Genomic DNA, 16473 nt, shown 5'->3' on the forward strand with positions numbered 1-16473 from the left:
TGCCCATAGGTGCATATGCAGCTAATTAGTTCAAGAGTTAGGTGCATATGCATATATTGAGGATCTGATGGACTCGCGGACCCGCATGCTGCTCGAAGCTCCCGTAGCGCCGACCATTATGCGGTTGGGCGCGCCCAATGTGCTGGTCATGCTGGTGCAGGCCTCGATTGGTTTGATCGAAACCTATTTCATCGCCAAGCTCGGTCTCGATCCGCTTGCCGGCGTCGCGATCGTCTTTCCGCTGGTGATGTTGCTGACCATGATCTCGGCCGGCGCCATGGGCGGCGGGATCATGTCCGCCGTGGCCCGCGCGTTGGGCGCCGGCGATCGAGCGCGCGCCAATGAACTGGTGTGGTCGGCGGTGGCGATCAGCATCCTGCTCGGTGCGGTGATTGCTGTGCTCGCGCTCGCCTTCGGACCGAAGCTCTATGCCTTGATGGGCGGCAAGGGCGGCTCGCTGGCTGCGGCCACCACCTATGCCGGTATCGTCTTTTCCGGCGCCATTCCGCTGTGGCTTTACAACTCGCTCGCTGCCGTCATCCGCGGCACCGGCAACATGATCTTTCCGGCATCAGTGATGGTCATCGGCGCGATTGTGCTGATCCCCCTGTCGCCGGCGCTGATCTTCGGCGTCGGTCCGTTTCCGCATTTTGGCGTCGCCGGCGGCGCCATTGCGGTAGTGGCCTATTACTTCATCGGCTGCTTCGTCTTCATTTGGTATCTTTGGTCCGGCCGCGGAATGTTGAAGCCGCCCCGTTGGCCGAAGCGGATCGCACGGGACCAGCTTTTCGACATTCTCAACGTCGGCGCAACGTCATCGATTGTCAGTCTGTCGACCAATATTTCGATTGCCACGGCGACCGGCTTGGCCGGTATCGTCGGAGCGGCAGCGCTCGCCGGCTATGGCACCGGCGCCCGGCTCGAATATCTCCTGGTGCCGCTGGTGTTTGGTCTTGGCGCGCCAGTGGCAGCCATGGTCGGTACGGCGGTCGGCGCGGGCAATCATGATCGCGCTTTGCGCGTCGCCTGGACGGGCGCGGCGATCGCCTTCGTCCTCACCGAAGCCATCGGCATCGCTGCCGCGTTGTTTCCCGCGACGTGGCTGACATTGTTCGGCGCCGAACGGGAGATGATCGCGACGGGCTCGGAATATCTCCGCGTCGTCGGGCCGACCTACGGTTTCTTTGGCGGCGGTCTGCTCTTGTATTTCGCCTCACAGGGCGCCGGTCGTGTCGGCGCCGCCATGGTAGTTGCCGTGGTGCGCGTCGCGATAGCCGCGGGGGGCGGCTATGCCGCGGTCGTGTGGTTCCACGGCGGCAGCATGGTTCTATTCGCAGTGCTGGCCGCAGCGCTCATGGTCTACGGACTGCTCAATGCCGTAGCGGTGGCGAGCGGCGTCTGGTTCCGCCACCGCGTGCCGGTCAGGCTGATGCCGCAATCGCTGCAAGCGGCGCCGGCTGCTCCTGATCCTTGAGCTGGAGCCGATAGAACGTGGCGTAGCGGCCGCCTTTGTTCAGCAATTCGTCATGGCGACCGGACTCGCTCGCATGACCACCTTCGACCACATAAATGCAGTCGGCGTGCGAGATGGTGTGCAGACGATGCGCGATCGCCAGCGTAGTCCGCCCTTTACATAGTCTGTCCATCGCTTCGCGCACGGCAAGTTCGCTCTCCGAGTCGAGCGCCGCGGTCGCCTCGTCGAGCAGGATGATCGGGGCATCCTTGATCAGCGCTCGGGCGATGGCGATGCGCTGGCGCTGGCCACCGGACAGCTGCAGGCCATGCTCGCCGACCGGCGTGTCATAGCCAAGCGGGAACGAGGTGATGAAGTCGTGCGCATAGGCGCCCTTGGCCGCGGCGACGATCTCGTCGTCGGTCGCGCCGGGTTTGCCGAAGGCGATGTTCTCGCGGACCGTCCCGCGGAACAGGAAGGTGTCCTGACCGACATAGGCGATTTGTTCGCGCAAGGAGCGCCGCGATACCTGCGTCACCTCCTGGCCGTCGATTTCAACGCGGCCGTCATGGGCGTCGTAGAAACGCATCAGGAGATTGAACACGGTCGATTTTCCGCCACCGGAGGGCCCGACCAGCGCAGTCAGTTTGGCCGGCTCGGCGACGAAGGACATGCCGCGAAGCACAGACTCCTCGCCGCGATAGGCGAATGACACGTCTTTGAACTCGATGCGACGCTCGGTAACGCGCAGCGGGGGCTTGTCGTCGTCGGCTGCCTCGCTCGGCGGGCTGTCGAGCACCTCGAACAGTACGCGCACGCCGACCAGCGCGCTGTTGAGTTCGATGTTGAGCCGCGCCAAGCGCTTGGCCGGCTCGTAGGCGAGCAGGAATGCTGTAATGAAGGAGAAGAACTGGCCCGGTGTCGCCCCGGTCTGCAGGACGCGGTAGCCGCCATAAACGATCGCGATCGCGATGGCGATGCCACCCAGCGTCTCCATCAGCGGACTGGCGCGCGCGCCGACGCGCGCCATCTTGTTGGCCTCATGCTCGACCGCGGCAACATGGCTGTTGAAGCGCGCGCGCATCGTGTCCTCGAGCGTGAAGGCCTTGACGATGCGGATGCCCTGCAGCGTCTCCTGCAAGGTCTCGAGGATGCGTGCACCGCCCTGGAACTGGGAACGGCCGATTTTGTAGATGCGTCGCACCATCTTGCGCAGCACCAGGAAGGCCGGCGGCGCGACGAAGAACGAGAAGAACGACAGCACCGGGTCCTGCACCACCATCACCGACACGAGGCCGATGAGGGAAAGCGCGTCGCGGCCGACCGACATCACCAGGAGATTGATCACCTGCGTCGCCGCGGCGGCGCCGGCGGAGAGCCGGGCGATGAATTCGGTGGAATGGCGGTTGGAGAAAAAGCCGAGGCCCTCGCGCAGCAGCTTGGCGAACACCGCGCGCTGATTGTCCGCGATGATGCGATTGCCGATTTGCGACAGGAACACCGTATGGCCGTAAGTCGCCAGGCCTTTCATGGCGAACAGCGCCACGGTGATGCCGCCGAGCACCATGATGCCGGGCAGATTGCGATTGACGTAGGTCTCGTTGATGACGTTGCCGATGAGGTAGGCGCTGAACGCCGTGCAGCCGGCCGAGATTGCCATCAGCACGAACGCGGCCGCGTATTTGCGCCAGTGCGTCATGCCCTGTTCGAGGAACAGCCGGCGAATCAGATTCCGGGCGCTGTAGCGCGGGTCTTCGGCGAGGTCGGACGGCTCATTCATGCGCCCTCTGTCGGGCATCGGTCGGGGCGCGTCAAGATGGCCGAATTGCCCGATTTATGCCGGCGTTACAGCCGAATTAGGCGCTCCTGAGGGCGAAAGAGCCGGTCAGGCGCGGTCGCTGAGCGCCCGGGCGGCGCTGGTCTGCAGCCGCTTCTCCCACGCCAGCGCGTGGGCCACGATGGTGTCGAGGTCCTGAAACTGTGGATGCCACGGCAGCGCCTTGCGGATCCGCTCGACATTGGCGACCAGGGCCGGCGGATCGCCGGGGCGGCGGCCTTCGATCTCCACAGGGAAATCGTGACCGGCTGCGCGCCGGACGGCATCGATGACTTCCAATACCGAAGCGCCGCGGCCATAGCCGCAGTTGAACGTGGCGCTGGCGCCGCCGCGCCGCAGATGGCCGAGCGCGGCCGAATGCGCCAGCGCCAGATCCGAGACGTGGATGTAGTCGCGGATGCAGGTGCCGTCCGGCGTCGCGTAGTCGGTACCGTAGATAGCCATCTTGGGCCGCTTACCGACCGCGGTCTCGCAGGCGACCTTGATGAGGTGGGTCGCCGCTGGCGTCGCCTGGCCGGTGCGGCCGCGCGGATCGGCGCCGGCAACGTTGAAGTAGCGCAGAATGACGAAGCGCAGGCCGTGAGCCTTGCCGGCGTCGTGCAGCATGATTTCCGACATCAGCTTCGACGTGCCGTAGGGCGAGATTGGATGCGTGACGGCGCTCTCGCTGATCGGCGTCTCTTCCGCGTTGCCATAGACGGCGGCGGTGGACGAGAAGATCATCTGGCGCACGCCGGACTCGATTGCGACATCGATCAGCGTGCAGGTGTTCATCGTGTTGTTGCGGTAGTACCCGAGCGGGTCGCGCACCGAGTCCGGCACCACGATCGACGCGGCGAAATGGATGATGGCGGTGACACCGTGCTGCTGGATGGTCTTCTTCACCAGCTCGCGGTCACCGGTCGAGCCCGCGACGAAAGGCACCGTTGCCGGGAATAGATAGCGGAACCCCGTCGACAGATTGTCGAGAACAACCACCGGTTCGCCTGAGTCGACCAGTTCGTGAACCATGTGGCTGCCGATATAGCCGGCGCCTCCCGTCACCAGAATTGTCATGACTGCCCCCGATTACAGTTAACGTCTTTACAGGGCAATCGTGAAAAGAGAGGTATCCGTAGAGAAACAAAACGCGAGTAATCGCCGCCATTGTTAACGCCCGGTAACCGGGCTATGAGGCCCATTAACTCTTGAGGCGCCGCGCGCCGGACCGGATGATGCGCGAAATTCTTTTCATCAAGACCTCCTCGCTCGGCGATGTGATTCATAATCTGCCGGCGGTGACGGACGCGCGCCGCGCGTTGCCGGACGCGCAGATTTCCTGGGTAGTCGAGGAAGCCTTTGCGCCGCTGGCGCGCCAGCATCCCGGCGTCGATGACGTCATTCCGGTGGCGTCGCGGCGCTGGCGCCAGTCATTGTGGTCGGCGGAGACCTGGCAAGAGATACGACAGACCTACGCAGCGCTTCGCATGCATCAGTACGACTACGTCATCGACACGCAAGGGCTGCTGCGCACCGGCGTGATCGCCCGCGCCGCGCACGGCGAGCGTCATGGCTATGATCGCGCCAGCATTCGCGAGTCGCTCGCCACATTATTCTACGACGTGCGTCACGCGGTGAGCCGCGACCTGCACGCGGTGGAGCGCAATCGCCGGCTGACCGCGCTGGCGCTGGGTTACGAGGTGAGCGGTGCGCCCGACTACAATCTGTCACGCGCGCGCCTCTCGGCGCCGGCGAAGCCCTATGTCATTTTTCTGCATGCGACGGCTCAAGCGAAAAAGGAATGGCCTGTAGAGCGGTGGATCGCGCTTGGGCAATCGCTGGCGCATGGCGATCTGTCGGTCGTGCTGCCCTGGGGCACGGAGGCCGAACGCAAGCGTAGCGAAAAGATTGCCGCTGCCGTGCCGAATGCGCGCGTGCCGGCCCGCGAGCCCCTCAATCAGGTGGCGCGTCTCGTGGCAGGCGCGCGTTGTGTGATCGGCGTCGATACCGGTCTGCTGCATCTTGCAGCGGCGCTGACGGTACCGCTCGTCGCCATCTTCGCCGGCAGTCAGCCGGGTCTCACCGGACCGGTCGGGTCCGGTCCTATCACAGTGCTTGGCGCCGATGGCGCGCCGCCGCGGCTCGAAGACGTCAAAGCGGCAGCGAACAGGCTGATCGTTGCCTGACGGCGACGTGTTTCACGCCGCGCAACTTTAGGCGGCGCCTGCGCGCAGCAGATCGTGAACGTGGATGATGCCGACAGGTTTGCCGGCTTCGACGACGAATAGCGCCGTCACCTTGGTGGCGTTGAGCAGTTCGAGTGTCTCGCTCATCAACTGATCGGGTCGCACGCTCTTAGGCGATTTGGTCATCACCGCATCGACACGGGCGTCGAGCAGGTCGTTGCGCATGTGCCGGCGCAAATCGCCGTCGGTGATGATGCCGACCAGCTTGCCCTGGGCGTCGGTGATGCCGACGCAACCGAAACCTTTGGCGGTCATGAGTACGAGGGCATCGGACATCTTCGTGCCGAGCGGCGCGAGCGGCACCGCCTCGCCCTTGTGCATAAATTCGCCGACGGTCTTGAGCTGCGCGCCCAGCTTGCCGCCAGGATGCAGATGGCCGAAGTCGATCGCCGTGAAACCGTGACTTTCGAGCAGTGCGATCGCCAGCGCATCGCCGAGCGCAAGCTGCATCAGCGCGGAAGTCGTCGGCGCAAGGTTATGCGGGCAGGCTTCGCGTGCCTGCGGCAATGTCAGCGCGACGTCGGCCGCGTTCGCCAAGGTGGATTCCGCATTCGCCGTCAGCGCGATGAGGCCAATGTCGTGGCGGCGCGAATAGTCGATGAGATTCTTCAGTTCGGCCGTCTCACCCGACCACGACAGGGCGAGGATCACGTCCTGCTTGGTGATCATGCCGAGGTCGCCATGGCTGGCCTCTGCCGGATGAACGAACGAGGCGGGCGTGCCGGTCGAGGCAAAGGTTGAGGCGATCTTGTTGCCGATGTGACCGGACTTGCCCATGCCGGTAACAATGACGCGGCCGGTCGCTGCCTTGATAAGGTCGATCGCGGCGGCGAAGGGCGCGCCAAGCCCGTCGCGCAGGCTCACTGTCAGCGCGGTGATACCGGAGCCCTCGGCGTCCAAGGTGCGCAGAGCGCTCTCGATCGCGGCCTGGGCCTGTTCGTTGCGCTTGTCGGCGGCCTGCGGCTTGGCCATGGTTGAATTTCCTTCCACGGGCGGACTTTACCTAGCACGTAACGGCGGACCTCGTCAGGCGCCGGCTGTGGATGCGTTAACGCGTTGATCCGCCTTCGGAAAGGACTTTTCTGACCGCGGCCAGAACACTGTCCACAGAAACCCCCGCGGTCGGGCGCTGGGCGACGGCCTCGTTGCCAATAAGGCGGGCCTGCTGGCGTGCCTGGTCGCCGGGCGGCTCGAGGATCGCGGCGACCGGATTGAGCGGTTTCCAATGCCACGGGCTGGTCGGGCCGAAAATGGCGACGGTCGGAGCGCCCAACGCCGCTGACACGTGCATCAGTCCGGAATCGTTGGTCACCGAGACGTCGGCCGCGGCCAGCGCCAGTACGGCGTTGCGCAGATCGTTGCCGGTGAGGTCGCGGACGCGTGGGCCCGCGGTCTCTGCGATCAGCCGCGCGGTGTCTTTCTCGGCAGGGCCGCCGAGCACCCAGACCGAGGCGGCGTCTGCGGCCAGCACCTTGGCCAGCGCCGCATAGTATTCGGGTGGCCACGCTTTGCCGGCGCCGACAGCGCCGGGGGACAGGGTAATGATTGGGCGGGGTTCGCCCGCGAGGCCGCGCAGCTCCCGCCAGCGCGCGAGTTCTCCGGCCGGCACCTTCAGTTCGGGCAGCGGCCATTCGGCCGGCAGTGGACTGCCTTTCGGCAGGGCCAAGGCTCCCATCTGGTCGATCATGCGGGGCAGTAAGTGTTCACCCCATCGGATGTCGTTGAGGAGGCCGAAGCGGGCTTCGCCGGCAAAGCCGGTACGAATCGGGATGCCGGCCATGGCCGGGGCCAGCGCCGCCTTCCACTTGCGCGACATGATCAGCGCCTGGCCGTACCCGTTACGGCGCAGCCGTACCGCGAGCTCGCGCTGGACCGCCCAACCCAGCCGCTTGCGGGGCTGGTCGGAGATTACCGCCTGGCGGACGCCGGGCATGTAGTCGGCCAGGGGCGCGCACAGGGTCGAGGACACCATGTCCACCGGCCGATCGGGCGCTTCCGCCTTGAGCAGGCGGACCACCGAATGGCAGCGCACGAAGTCGCCGATCCAGACGAACGGGACGATCAGGACCGGGCGGTCGGGGTGGGTGGGGTCGATGGTCATACGCTGTGGCGTTACCCTTGGCCGCGAGGGCCTGTCCAGCCGCATTTTTTACCGTGTGCAGAGGCATTTGGCCCCGGTCCACCCCGGCCATTTGCGCGTCCGCCCGGACTGGGGCAAAGGATGGCACGGTCAATCGGGCGGGTAAGAGCCTCCATGCTACTGGTCACCGGCGGGGCCGGCTTCATCGGGTCGAATATCGTGGCCAGCCTCAACGAGGCCGGCCGGACCGATGTCGTCGTCAACGACCTCCTGGGTTCCGACGCCAAGTGGCGTAACCTCGCCAAGCGCCAGATCGCCGATTTCGTGCCGCCGGCGGACCTCGCCAGGTGGCTCGACGGCCGCAAGCTCGAAGCCGTGATCCACATGGGCGCGATCTCCGCGACGACCGCGACCGACGGCGATGAAGTGATGGAAAACAACTTCCGCCTGTCGCTGCGTCTGCTCGACTGGTGCACGCAGACCGGCACGCCCTTCGTCTACGCCTCGTCGGCGGCGACCTATGGCGACCGCGACGCCAATTTCGTCGACGACTGGTCGCTCGAGGAATTGCGCAAGCTGCGGCCGATGAATCTCTATGGCTGGTCGAAGCACCTGTTCGATCTCGCCCTGGTCGATCGCGTTCTGAAGAAAGCGAAGTTGCCGCCGCGCTGGGTCGGGCTGAAGTTCTTCAACGTCTACGGGCCGAACGAGTATCACAAGGGCGCGATGGCCAGCGTGCTGTCCAAGGTGTTCGACAGCGCCAAGGCCGGTGAGCCGGTCAAGCTGTTCAAGTCGCACCGCGATGGCATCGCCGACGGCGAGCAGCGCCGCGATTTCATCTACGTCGACGACGTCGTCTCGGTGGTGCGCTGGGCTATGGATGGCTCTGGGAAAAACGGCATCTTCAATGTCGGCACCGGCAAGGCCGAAAGTTTCCGCGACATGATCGCCGCCATGTTCAAGGCAATGGGCCGCGCGCCGAACATCGAATATATCGACATGCCGATGTCGATTCGCGACCAGTATCAGTACTTCACGCAGGCCGATGTCGGCAATCTGCGCCGCGCCGGTTACAATGCCGGCTTCACACCGCTCGACAAGGCTGTCGCGCAATACGTGACCGGCTATCTCGATCAGGTCGACAGGTATAAATGAGTGCGTGATCCCGAAAAGTGGATAACGGTTTTCGGATAAGATCACGCGCAAGGAATGAGAATGTTCGACTTCGACAAACATCTCGCCGGCCTGTCGCAGCAGACGGTGCTCTGCATCGGCGATCTGATGCTCGACGAGTTCGTCTATGGCGATGTCTCGCGCATCTCACCGGAAGCGCCGACGCCGGTGATCGCTGTCAGGCGCACCGAGATCATGGTCGGCGGTGCTGGCAATGTCGCGCGCAACCTGGTGGCGCTCGGCGCGCGCTGCGTCTTCATCGGCGTGGTCGGCGATGACGAGGCCGGCAAGGCATTGACCGGCGCGCTGTCGCTGCATCCGCTGATCGAGTTCTACCTGGCAACCGACAACGAGCGCATGACGACGCGCAAGGTGCGCTTCGTCTCCGAGCATCATTCGGCGCACATGCTGCGCGCCGACTGGGAGATGGCTTCGCCCATCGCGCCCGCCGCGGAAGACGCGCTCATCGGCTACGCCATTGACGCCATTCCGCGCGCCGGCGCGGTGGTGCTGTCGGATTACGCCAAGGGCGCGCTGACGCCGAAGGTCGTGCGTGCCGTGATCGACGCAGCCAACGCGGCCGGCAAGCCGGTGATCGTCGATCCCAAGGGCCGCGACTATTCGATTTATCGCGGCGCGACCCTGATCACACCGAACCGCCAGGAACTCGCCGCCGCGACCAATACCGCCGCGCGCAGCGACGACGAGATCGCCGAAGCCGCGCTCGGCTTGAAGAATGCTTTGGGCGCGCAAGCCGTGTTGGTGACGCGCAGCGAAGACGGCATGACCTTGGTCAACGATGGCGGCGCGGTTCATGTGCCGTCTTATGCGGTGAAGGTGCGCGACGTCTCCGGCGCGGGCGACACCGTCGTCGCGGTGCTCTCCGCCATGCTGGCGATGGACGCCGATTTCGAAAGCGCCATGCGGGCTGCCAATGCCGCCGCGGCGGTGGTGGTCGGCAAGCGCGGCACAGCGACCTTGTCCGTCGATGAATTGCGCCACCGCATCCTGCCGCAAGCCTCGCTCGCCGCCGAAGACAAGATCGTGTTCGACTGGTCGCAGCTCGGCGAACATCTCGACCTGTGGCGTCGCCAGGGCCAGCGCATCGGCTTCACCAACGGCGTCTTCGATCTGCTACATCCAGGACACGTCAAGCTGCTCGCGCAGGCGCGCGCGGCCTGCGATCGTCTGATCGTCGGTCTCAACAGCGATGCCTCGGTGACGCGCCTGAAGGGCCCGACGCGTCCGGTGCAGAACGCGCAGTCGCGCGCCGAAGTGCTGGCCGCGCTCGAAGCTGTCGATCTCGTCGTGATTTTCGAGCAGGACACGCCGCGCGAATTGATCGCCGAGGTGAAGCCGAGCGTACTGGTCAAGGGCAGCGACTACACCCGCGAGCAGGTGGTCGGTCACGACATCGTCGAAGCGCTTGGCGGCGTCGTTGTGCTGGTCGATCTGGTACCCGGCCAGTCCACCACCTCGATGGTCGAGCGCTCGCGCGCGTCGAAGGGCCGCTGAAGCATTAGAGGACTTCGGTGATGCCGCGCCTGTCGGTTATCGTGATTGCCAAGAACGAGGCCGCCAATATCGGCGCCTGCCTCGACAGCGTTGCCTTCGCCGACGAGCGCATTGTCGTCGACGACAACAGCAGCGACGATACGCGCGCTGTTGCCGAAGCCGCAGGCGCGCGCGTCATCGTCCGCGCGCTCGACGGTTTCGGAGCGCAGAAGAATTTCGCATTGGCGCAGGCGAGTGGCGACTGGGTGTTCTCGATCGACGCCGACGAGCGCGTCACGCCGGCGCTCGCCGCCGAGATCGCGCAGGCGATCGGGCAGGGCGCGGCCGACGGCTACGAGCTGCCGCGGCTGTCGAGCTTCTGCGGTCGGCAGATGCGGCATTCCGGCTGGTATCCCGATTACGTGCTGCGGCTGTTCCGCCGAGGCAGCGCTCGCTTCTCCGACGATGCGGTGCACGAGCGCGTGATCTGCGACGGCAAGGTTGCGCGCCTTGCCAACGATCTCCTGCATGCCCCGGTCATGCGGCTCGAAGATGCTCTGTCACGCATGGACCGTTATTCGACCGCCGGCGCGGCGATGTTCACCACGCGCGGCAAGCGCGTGTCGTTCTCCAGCGGCATTACGCATGGCTTGTGGAGCTTCTTCCGCACCTACGTCCTGCGCGGCGGCTTCCGCGACGGCCGCGAAGGCTTCCTGCTCGCAGTCGCCAACGCGGAAGGCACCTATTATCGCTATATGAAAGCCTGGCTGGCGGGGCGCAAATCGTGACGGTGAAGGGCCTCATCTCTGTCATCGTTACGACCTATAACCGCGAGGACGCGCTCGCCGTGGTGCTGCGCTCGCTGGCGCGGCAGACCGATCGCGATTTCGAAGTGCTGGTGGCGGATGACGGGTCCGGCCCGGCGACGGCGACCACAGTCGAAACTTGGAAGGCCAAGGTCGGACATCGCGTCGAGCATGTCTGGCACGAGGACAAAGGCTTTCGCGCCGGCGAGATCCGCAATCGCGCGGTCCTTGCCGCGCGCGGCGAATACATTGTCTTCCTCGACGGCGATTGCATCGTGCGGCCGGATTTCGTCGCGCAGCATCGCAAGCTGGCGGAGCAGCGTGCCTTCGTCACCGGCAACCGCATTCTGCTGTCGCCGGATCTGACGGCGCGGGTGCTGCGCGACGGCCTCGAACCGGAAATCTGGAGCTTCGGCAAATTCATCTCCGAGCGCCTGCGTGGCGGCGTCAATCGCCTCTCGGCTTTATTGAAGCTGCCGCTCGGGCCGCTGCGGCAGATCCGCGCCAGGGAGTGGAAAGGCGCGCGCTCCTGCAACCTCGCCATCTGGCGCCGCGATCTCGACACCGTCGATGGCTTCGATGCCGATTACGCAGGCTGGGGCAAGGAAGACTCCGATTTGATCGTCCGCCTGCTCAATGCCGGCATCGTGCGCAAGGATGGCAACTTCGCCACCGGCGTCATTCACCTGTGGCACAAGGAGGCCGATCGCTCGGCCTTGCCGGAAAACGAGCGCAAGCTGGCGCAGTTGCTGAAGGGCCGCGACGTCCGCGCCAAGCGCGGCATGTCGTTGCTGAAGGCCAAGCCGATGCAGGTCACCGAAGGCGGCCCGGCATGACAAGCGCGGCCGGAGCGCTGGATCGCGCCAAGATCGTCAACGTCGTCGACGTGCTGGCGATTGCGCTGGCGGCCGCGCTGCCGTGGTCAACGTCGGCCGCCGGCATTCTGGCCGGCATGTGGGCGGTGACGCTGATCGCGCTGTTCGACGTGCGTGGCCTGCGCGACATGTTGATGTCGCCGGCGGGCGGCCTCCCGGTGCTGCTCGTGCTGTTCGGCGTCGCCGGCATGCTGTGGGCCGATGTCGGCCTAGCCGAGCGCTGGGAGGGCATAGGCTCGTTCATCAAGCTGCTCACCATTCCGCTGTTCTTCGTCCACTTCCAGCGCTCGGAGCGCGGACATTACGTCTTCGCCGCCTTCGCACTGTCCTGCGCGGCACTGCTCATCGTCACCGCGTTTGTCATGCTGATTCCGCCGCTTCCCGCCGAATGGGTCAAACCGGACAACGTGATCGTGCGCAACGCCGCCAGCCAGAGCGGCGAATTCGTGCTCTGCATGTTCGGTCTGTTTTATGTGGCGGCCGACCAGGTCGAGCGGCGGCGGTGGCGCCTGTTGCCCGGCATCGCGCTGTTCGTCGCCGGCATGTTGATCAGCATGTTCGCCCTGTCGACCGGACGGACGGCTCTGGTAACGATCCCGGTGCTGCTGGTGCTGTTCGTCGCCCGCCGCCTGACGCGCCGCAGCGCCACGCTGGTGCTCGCTTCCGCCGTCTTGGTCGCCGCGGTGGCATGGTTCTCGGCGCCTTACCTGCGCGAGCGCACCATCCAGGCTTGGACCGACGCGGAAGCCTATTTCGCGACCGATGCCCAGAATTCCTCGGGCGAAAGGTTGGAGTTCTATCGCAAGTCGCTGCGCTTTGTCGGTGAGGCGCCGTTGCTCGGCCACGGCACCGGCTCGATCCACCAGCTCTTTATTGTCTCGTCAGCCGGCAAAACTGGCGCAGAGGGGTCGGCGACCACCAACCCGCATAATCAAACTTTCGCTGTTGCGATCCAGATTGGTCTCCTCGGTGCGGCCGTCTTGTGGGCCATGTGGATCGCGCACCTGTTGTTGTTCCGCGGACTGGGCCTCGCGGCCTGGGTCGGGCTCGCCGTGGTCGCGCAGAACATCGTCGGTTCGCTGTTCAATTCGCACCTGTTCGATTTCCTGCAAGGCTGGATCTATGTGGTCGGCGTTGGCGTTGCCGGCGGCATGGTGCTGAAGCAGCGCGCGACAGCCGATCGAAAGATCGCGGCGTCATGAACCGCGTCGAGCTTCCCGCGAGACCGCGTATTCTGGTGATCGCGTTGCGCCGCCTTGGCGACGTGCTGCTGACGACGCCGCTGATCGCCAGTCTGCGCCGCGCCTGGCCAGACGCGACCATCGACGCGCTGGTGTTCGCCGACACCGCCGGGATTCTCGCCGGTAATCCGGATCTCAATGGCGTCATCGCCATGCCGCCGCGCCGCACCGTCGCACAGAGTCTGGCGCTCGCGGCAAAGCTCTGGCGCGGTTACGATCTGGCGATCTCGACGCAGTCCGGCGACCGGCCGACCTTCTTCGCGATCGTCGCCGGCCGCGGGCGCGTTGCTCCGGTGGAGGCGCGGGCGACGGGCGGCATCAAGTGTCGGTTTCTCGACCGAACTCTCGACATCGTCCCCGGCGTGCATCGCGTCGAAGAGATGCTGCGGCTCGCCGATGTGCTCGGCGTCGACCGCGAGCCGCATCTGGTGCCGCCCCGAGCCGCGCCATTCGACGGCATGCCCGACGGTCCCTATGCCGTCATCCATGCCGCGCCGATGTTCCGTTACAAGCAGTGGACCGCGTCCGGCTGGCGCGACGTCGCGCAGGCGTTGCGCGGGCGCGGCCTGACCGTGATCGCGACCGGCGGTCCGGCGGTGGAGGAGCGCGCTTATCTCGATGACGTCTGGCGCGGCATTGATGTGAAGCGCGTGGACGGCGCGCTGAACTGGGCGCAGCTCGCGGGCCTGCTGCGCCAAGCAAGTGTCTTCATCGGTCCCGACACCTCGGTGACGCATCTTGCCGCCGCCTGCGGCGCACCGACGGTGGCGCTGTTCGGGCCAACCGATCCGCGGCTGTGGGGACCGTGGCCAGTCGGCGGGCTCAGTGAGATGTGGCACGACACCGGAGCGGTGCAGCAGCGCGGCAATGTCTGGCTGGTGCAGCACGCTTTTCCATGCACGCCGTGCCAGCTCGAAGGCTGTGAGCGGCGGCTCGGCAGTTATAGCGCTTGCCTCGATGCGCTGTCGTCGCGTCAGGTCATGGTCGCGGTGGACGAAGCGCTAACGGTTCAGGCGGCCTTGCGGCCGGACGCGAAGCTGTAAAGCAGCGCGGCCACCAGCGCCCCGCCGACCGCTAGCGTCGCGATCTGAACCGCGATGCCGGTCCAGTACACGCTGGCCAGCGCCAGCACGCCGAGCACGATGTTGACGGCGAAGATCCGCGTCACGATCTGCATCACGGTGAGGCCGTTCTGCGTGGCGCGCTGATAGAAATGCGTGCGATGCGCGACCCAGAACTGCTCGCCGCGCACCATGCGGCGGCCCAGGGTGACGGTGGCGTCGGCGAGATAATAGAGCGGCAGCAGCAGGGCGGCGGCGATGTGGCCGCGGCCGGCGAGCGCGATCAGCATCCAGGCCAGCAGCAGGCCGATGGCGAGGCTGCCGACGTCGCCGAGAAACATCTTCGCCACCGGCTTGTTGAGCGGCGCAAAGCCGAGCATGGCGCCGCACAGCGCCAGCGCCACGCTGATCTCGAGGTCCGACGGGCCGCCGAACGTGCTGATCGCCAGGAGGAACAGCGTGATCGGGATGGTTTCGGCCGCGGTGATCCAGTCGATGCCGTCCATGAAGTTGGTCAGATTGACGAACCACAGCGCGCCGACGCCGAGCAGCACGCGTTCGATCCAGAATGGCAGCAGCGGCACGACGCGCACGTCGGCCGGCAGCGCTACCAGCACCGCGGCGACGGCGACGCCCTGCAGGATCAGCCGCGGCACGACGCCGAGCTGGGCGATGTCGTCCGCTGCGCCGACGATGGCAATGCCGGCGGCGGCGGCGAGCACGATCCACAATGACGGATCGTCAAGGAAGCCGGCGCGCAACGCGGTCGCCAGGGTGACGATGATCGTCGCGGCGATGACGCCGATGCCGGCGCCTTGCGGGGTTGGAGTCTTGTGCGACGAGCGGGCATTGGGCAGAGCCAGCGCATAGCGCTGCAGCACCGGCCGCAGCAGCAATAGCAGCAGATAGCAAATGACGGCAGCGGCGAGCGCGATGCCGGCGGCGATGGTGACGACGACAGGCCAGGTGATGATCGTCACGCCTGTCCCTCCGTGCGCTCGGCGGCTGCTTTGTCGGCCAGCAGCCTTTGGTACAGCGCGACGATCTCCCGCCCGACATGCGCGCTGGAGAATTCCTCGACCGCCATCTTGCGGCTCGCCGCGGCGAAGCGGCGGCGACGCTCGGGATCGTTCATCAGTGTCTCGATGGCCTTGGCCAGCGCTTCCGGATCGTCCACCGCGACGAGGAGCGCATTGATGTCCTGACGCGCGATCTCGCGGCAACCCGGCACGTCGGTGGCGATCAGTGCGCGGCCGCAGGCGGCGGCTTCGAGCAAGCTCTTCGGCAGACCTTCGCGGCGTGATGGCAGCACGCCGACATGCGACTGCGCCCACACCGTCGCGATGCCATCGACATGGCCGAGCACCACCAGATGGGGCCGGTGGCGCCAGTTCTCGATGACGGCATTCGGAATCGAGGCGGGGTTCGAAGGATCGGGACTGCCGGCGAGCAGCAGGCGGAAGTCGACGCCGCGCTCGGCCAGAATCTCATGCGCGCGCGCCAGCGGCCGCACGCCTTTGTCGTCGAGCAGCCGGCCGACGAAGCCGACGGTGAACAGGCCGTCGGGCTCGGGCAGCGGCGTCAGTTCGTCGGTGTCGATGCCGGAGCCGGGGATCAATGCGATGCGATCCTTCGGCACGCCCAGAGCCAGCACGGCCTCGCGATCGTCCGGGTTCTGCACCAGGACGGAAGTCGCGGGGCGGTTGAGCAGCCAGCGCATCAACGGCGCGGCGACGCCGCGTACCAGACGGGCTTTAAGTGTTGACGACGTGAAGGCGAAACCGAGGCCGGCAAAGGCGTTGAGCCTTGCCATCGGCAGTCCCAGCGCGGCAATCGAGCCGAGCACCGAGGGCACCAATGCAACATGGTGCACAAGATCGGGCTTGAGCCGGCGATAGAGCCGCCGGATTTCCCAAACCGTGCTAATCAGGACGAACGGGTTGAGGCTGCCGCGCCGCCACGCCACCGGGTGCAAAGTGAAGCCTTCGGCGAGAATGGCGCCGCCATGCTTGGCGACACGGGTCGCGACATGAACCTGATAGCCGGCCGCCTTCGCCGCCCGCGCCATCGGCAGGCGGTGCGACATGAAATACCAGTCTTCGGAGACGAGATAGAGAATGGTTTGCGCCATCAAACGGCTGCTTCACGCCGGTCAGCTTCGATGGCGCACCAATAGAGGACTCGCCCCGAGAATGGAAACGGCAACATCGACCCGTGCCTCGGTTGCC

At 65.7% G+C, this 16473-nt stretch carries 14 protein-coding genes; 8 read left to right on the top strand and 6 right to left on the bottom strand.

What is annotated here, in order from left to right; translation table 11 throughout:
* Positions 1–67 precede the first annotated feature (67 nt).
* On the top strand, positions 68–1474 hold the full coding sequence (locus ASD45_RS04290; RefSeq protein WP_056910355.1) for an MATE family efflux transporter: 1407 nt from the start codon (positions 68–70) through the stop codon (positions 1472–1474).
* Here ASD45_RS04290 and ASD45_RS04295 read toward each other — a convergent pair.
* Together ASD45_RS04295 and galE are read right to left on the bottom strand one after the other, a co-directional pair.
* Positions 1422–3233 (bottom strand): ABC transporter ATP-binding protein, encoded by a 1812-nt coding sequence (locus ASD45_RS04295; RefSeq protein WP_056910356.1) that lies wholly within the window; start codon positions 3231–3233, stop codon positions 1422–1424. The genes ASD45_RS04290 and ASD45_RS04295 overlap by 53 nt on opposite strands.
* A 105-nt stretch (positions 3234–3338) precedes the next feature.
* Complete coding sequence (galE, locus tag ASD45_RS04300) at positions 3339–4346, bottom strand: UDP-glucose 4-epimerase GalE (RefSeq protein ID WP_056910357.1); 1008 nt, start codon at positions 4344–4346, stop codon at positions 3339–3341.
* 158 nt (positions 4347–4504) lie between these two features.
* Here galE and waaC point away from each other — a divergent pair, with 158 nt between their 5' ends.
* The gene (gene waaC, locus ASD45_RS04305) at positions 4505–5455 is read left to right on the top strand and encodes a lipopolysaccharide heptosyltransferase I (RefSeq protein WP_056912582.1); all 951 of its coding nucleotides are present in this window, start codon (positions 4505–4507) and stop codon (positions 5453–5455) included.
* 27 nt (positions 5456–5482) lie between these two features.
* On the opposite strand, the gene ASD45_RS04310 is transcribed toward waaC, so the two are convergent.
* Complete coding sequence (locus ASD45_RS04310; protein ID WP_056910358.1) at positions 5483–6487, bottom strand: KpsF/GutQ family sugar-phosphate isomerase; 1005 nt, start codon at positions 6485–6487, stop codon at positions 5483–5485.
* Between the two features lie 76 nt (positions 6488–6563).
* Entirely contained in the window at positions 6564–7616 is a 1053-nt protein-coding gene (waaF, locus tag ASD45_RS04315) for a lipopolysaccharide heptosyltransferase II (protein ID WP_056910359.1), read from the bottom strand.
* Positions 7617–7769: 153 nt separating this feature from the next.
* On the opposite strand from waaF, the gene rfaD reads away from it, so the two are divergent.
* Genes rfaD through ASD45_RS04345 form a run of 6 tightly spaced genes read left to right on the top strand, consistent with a single transcriptional unit; the run spans position 7770 to position 14227 of the window.
* Positions 7770–8750, top strand: a complete 981-nt coding sequence (gene rfaD / locus ASD45_RS04320; protein WP_056910360.1) for an ADP-glyceromanno-heptose 6-epimerase — start codon at positions 7770–7772, stop codon at positions 8748–8750.
* 60 nt (positions 8751–8810) lie between these two features.
* On the top strand, positions 8811–10283 hold the full coding sequence (gene rfaE1, locus ASD45_RS04325; RefSeq protein WP_056910361.1) for a D-glycero-beta-D-manno-heptose-7-phosphate kinase: 1473 nt from the start codon (positions 8811–8813) through the stop codon (positions 10281–10283).
* A 20-nt stretch (positions 10284–10303) separates the two neighbouring features.
* The gene (locus ASD45_RS04330; RefSeq protein WP_056910362.1) at positions 10304–11050 is read left to right on the top strand and encodes a glycosyltransferase family 2 protein; all 747 of its coding nucleotides are present in this window, start codon (positions 10304–10306) and stop codon (positions 11048–11050) included.
* Complete coding sequence (locus tag ASD45_RS23315; protein WP_056910363.1) at positions 11047–11904, top strand: glycosyltransferase family 2 protein; 858 nt, start codon at positions 11047–11049, stop codon at positions 11902–11904. The genes ASD45_RS04330 and ASD45_RS23315 overlap by 4 nt, the downstream gene beginning before the upstream one ends.
* Positions 11901–13145 (top strand): O-antigen ligase family protein, encoded by a 1245-nt coding sequence (locus ASD45_RS04340; protein WP_056910364.1) that lies wholly within the window; start codon positions 11901–11903, stop codon positions 13143–13145. The genes ASD45_RS23315 and ASD45_RS04340 overlap by 4 nt, the downstream gene beginning before the upstream one ends.
* Entirely contained in the window at positions 13142–14227 is a 1086-nt protein-coding gene (locus ASD45_RS04345) for a glycosyltransferase family 9 protein (protein ID WP_056910365.1), read from the top strand. The genes ASD45_RS04340 and ASD45_RS04345 overlap by 4 nt, the downstream gene beginning before the upstream one ends.
* On the opposite strand, the gene ASD45_RS04350 is transcribed toward ASD45_RS04345, so the two are convergent.
* Together ASD45_RS04350 and ASD45_RS04355 are read right to left on the bottom strand one after the other, a co-directional pair.
* Complete coding sequence (locus ASD45_RS04350) at positions 14194–15225, bottom strand: glycosyl transferase (protein WP_244485202.1); 1032 nt, start codon at positions 15223–15225, stop codon at positions 14194–14196. The genes ASD45_RS04345 and ASD45_RS04350 overlap by 34 nt on opposite strands.
* Positions 15222–16376 carry a glycosyltransferase family 4 protein gene (locus tag ASD45_RS04355; RefSeq protein ID WP_056910366.1) on the bottom strand — a complete coding sequence of 385 codons (1155 nt, stop codon included), beginning with the start codon at positions 16374–16376 and terminating at the stop codon, positions 15222–15224. Before ASD45_RS04355 ends, ASD45_RS04350 begins: the two co-directional genes overlap by 4 nt.
* Between the last annotated feature and the right edge of the window lie 97 nt (positions 16377–16473).

The sequence above is a fragment of the Pseudolabrys sp. Root1462 genome (assembly GCF_001426945.1).
Classification (GTDB): Bacteria; Pseudomonadota; Alphaproteobacteria; order Rhizobiales; family Xanthobacteraceae; genus Pseudolabrys.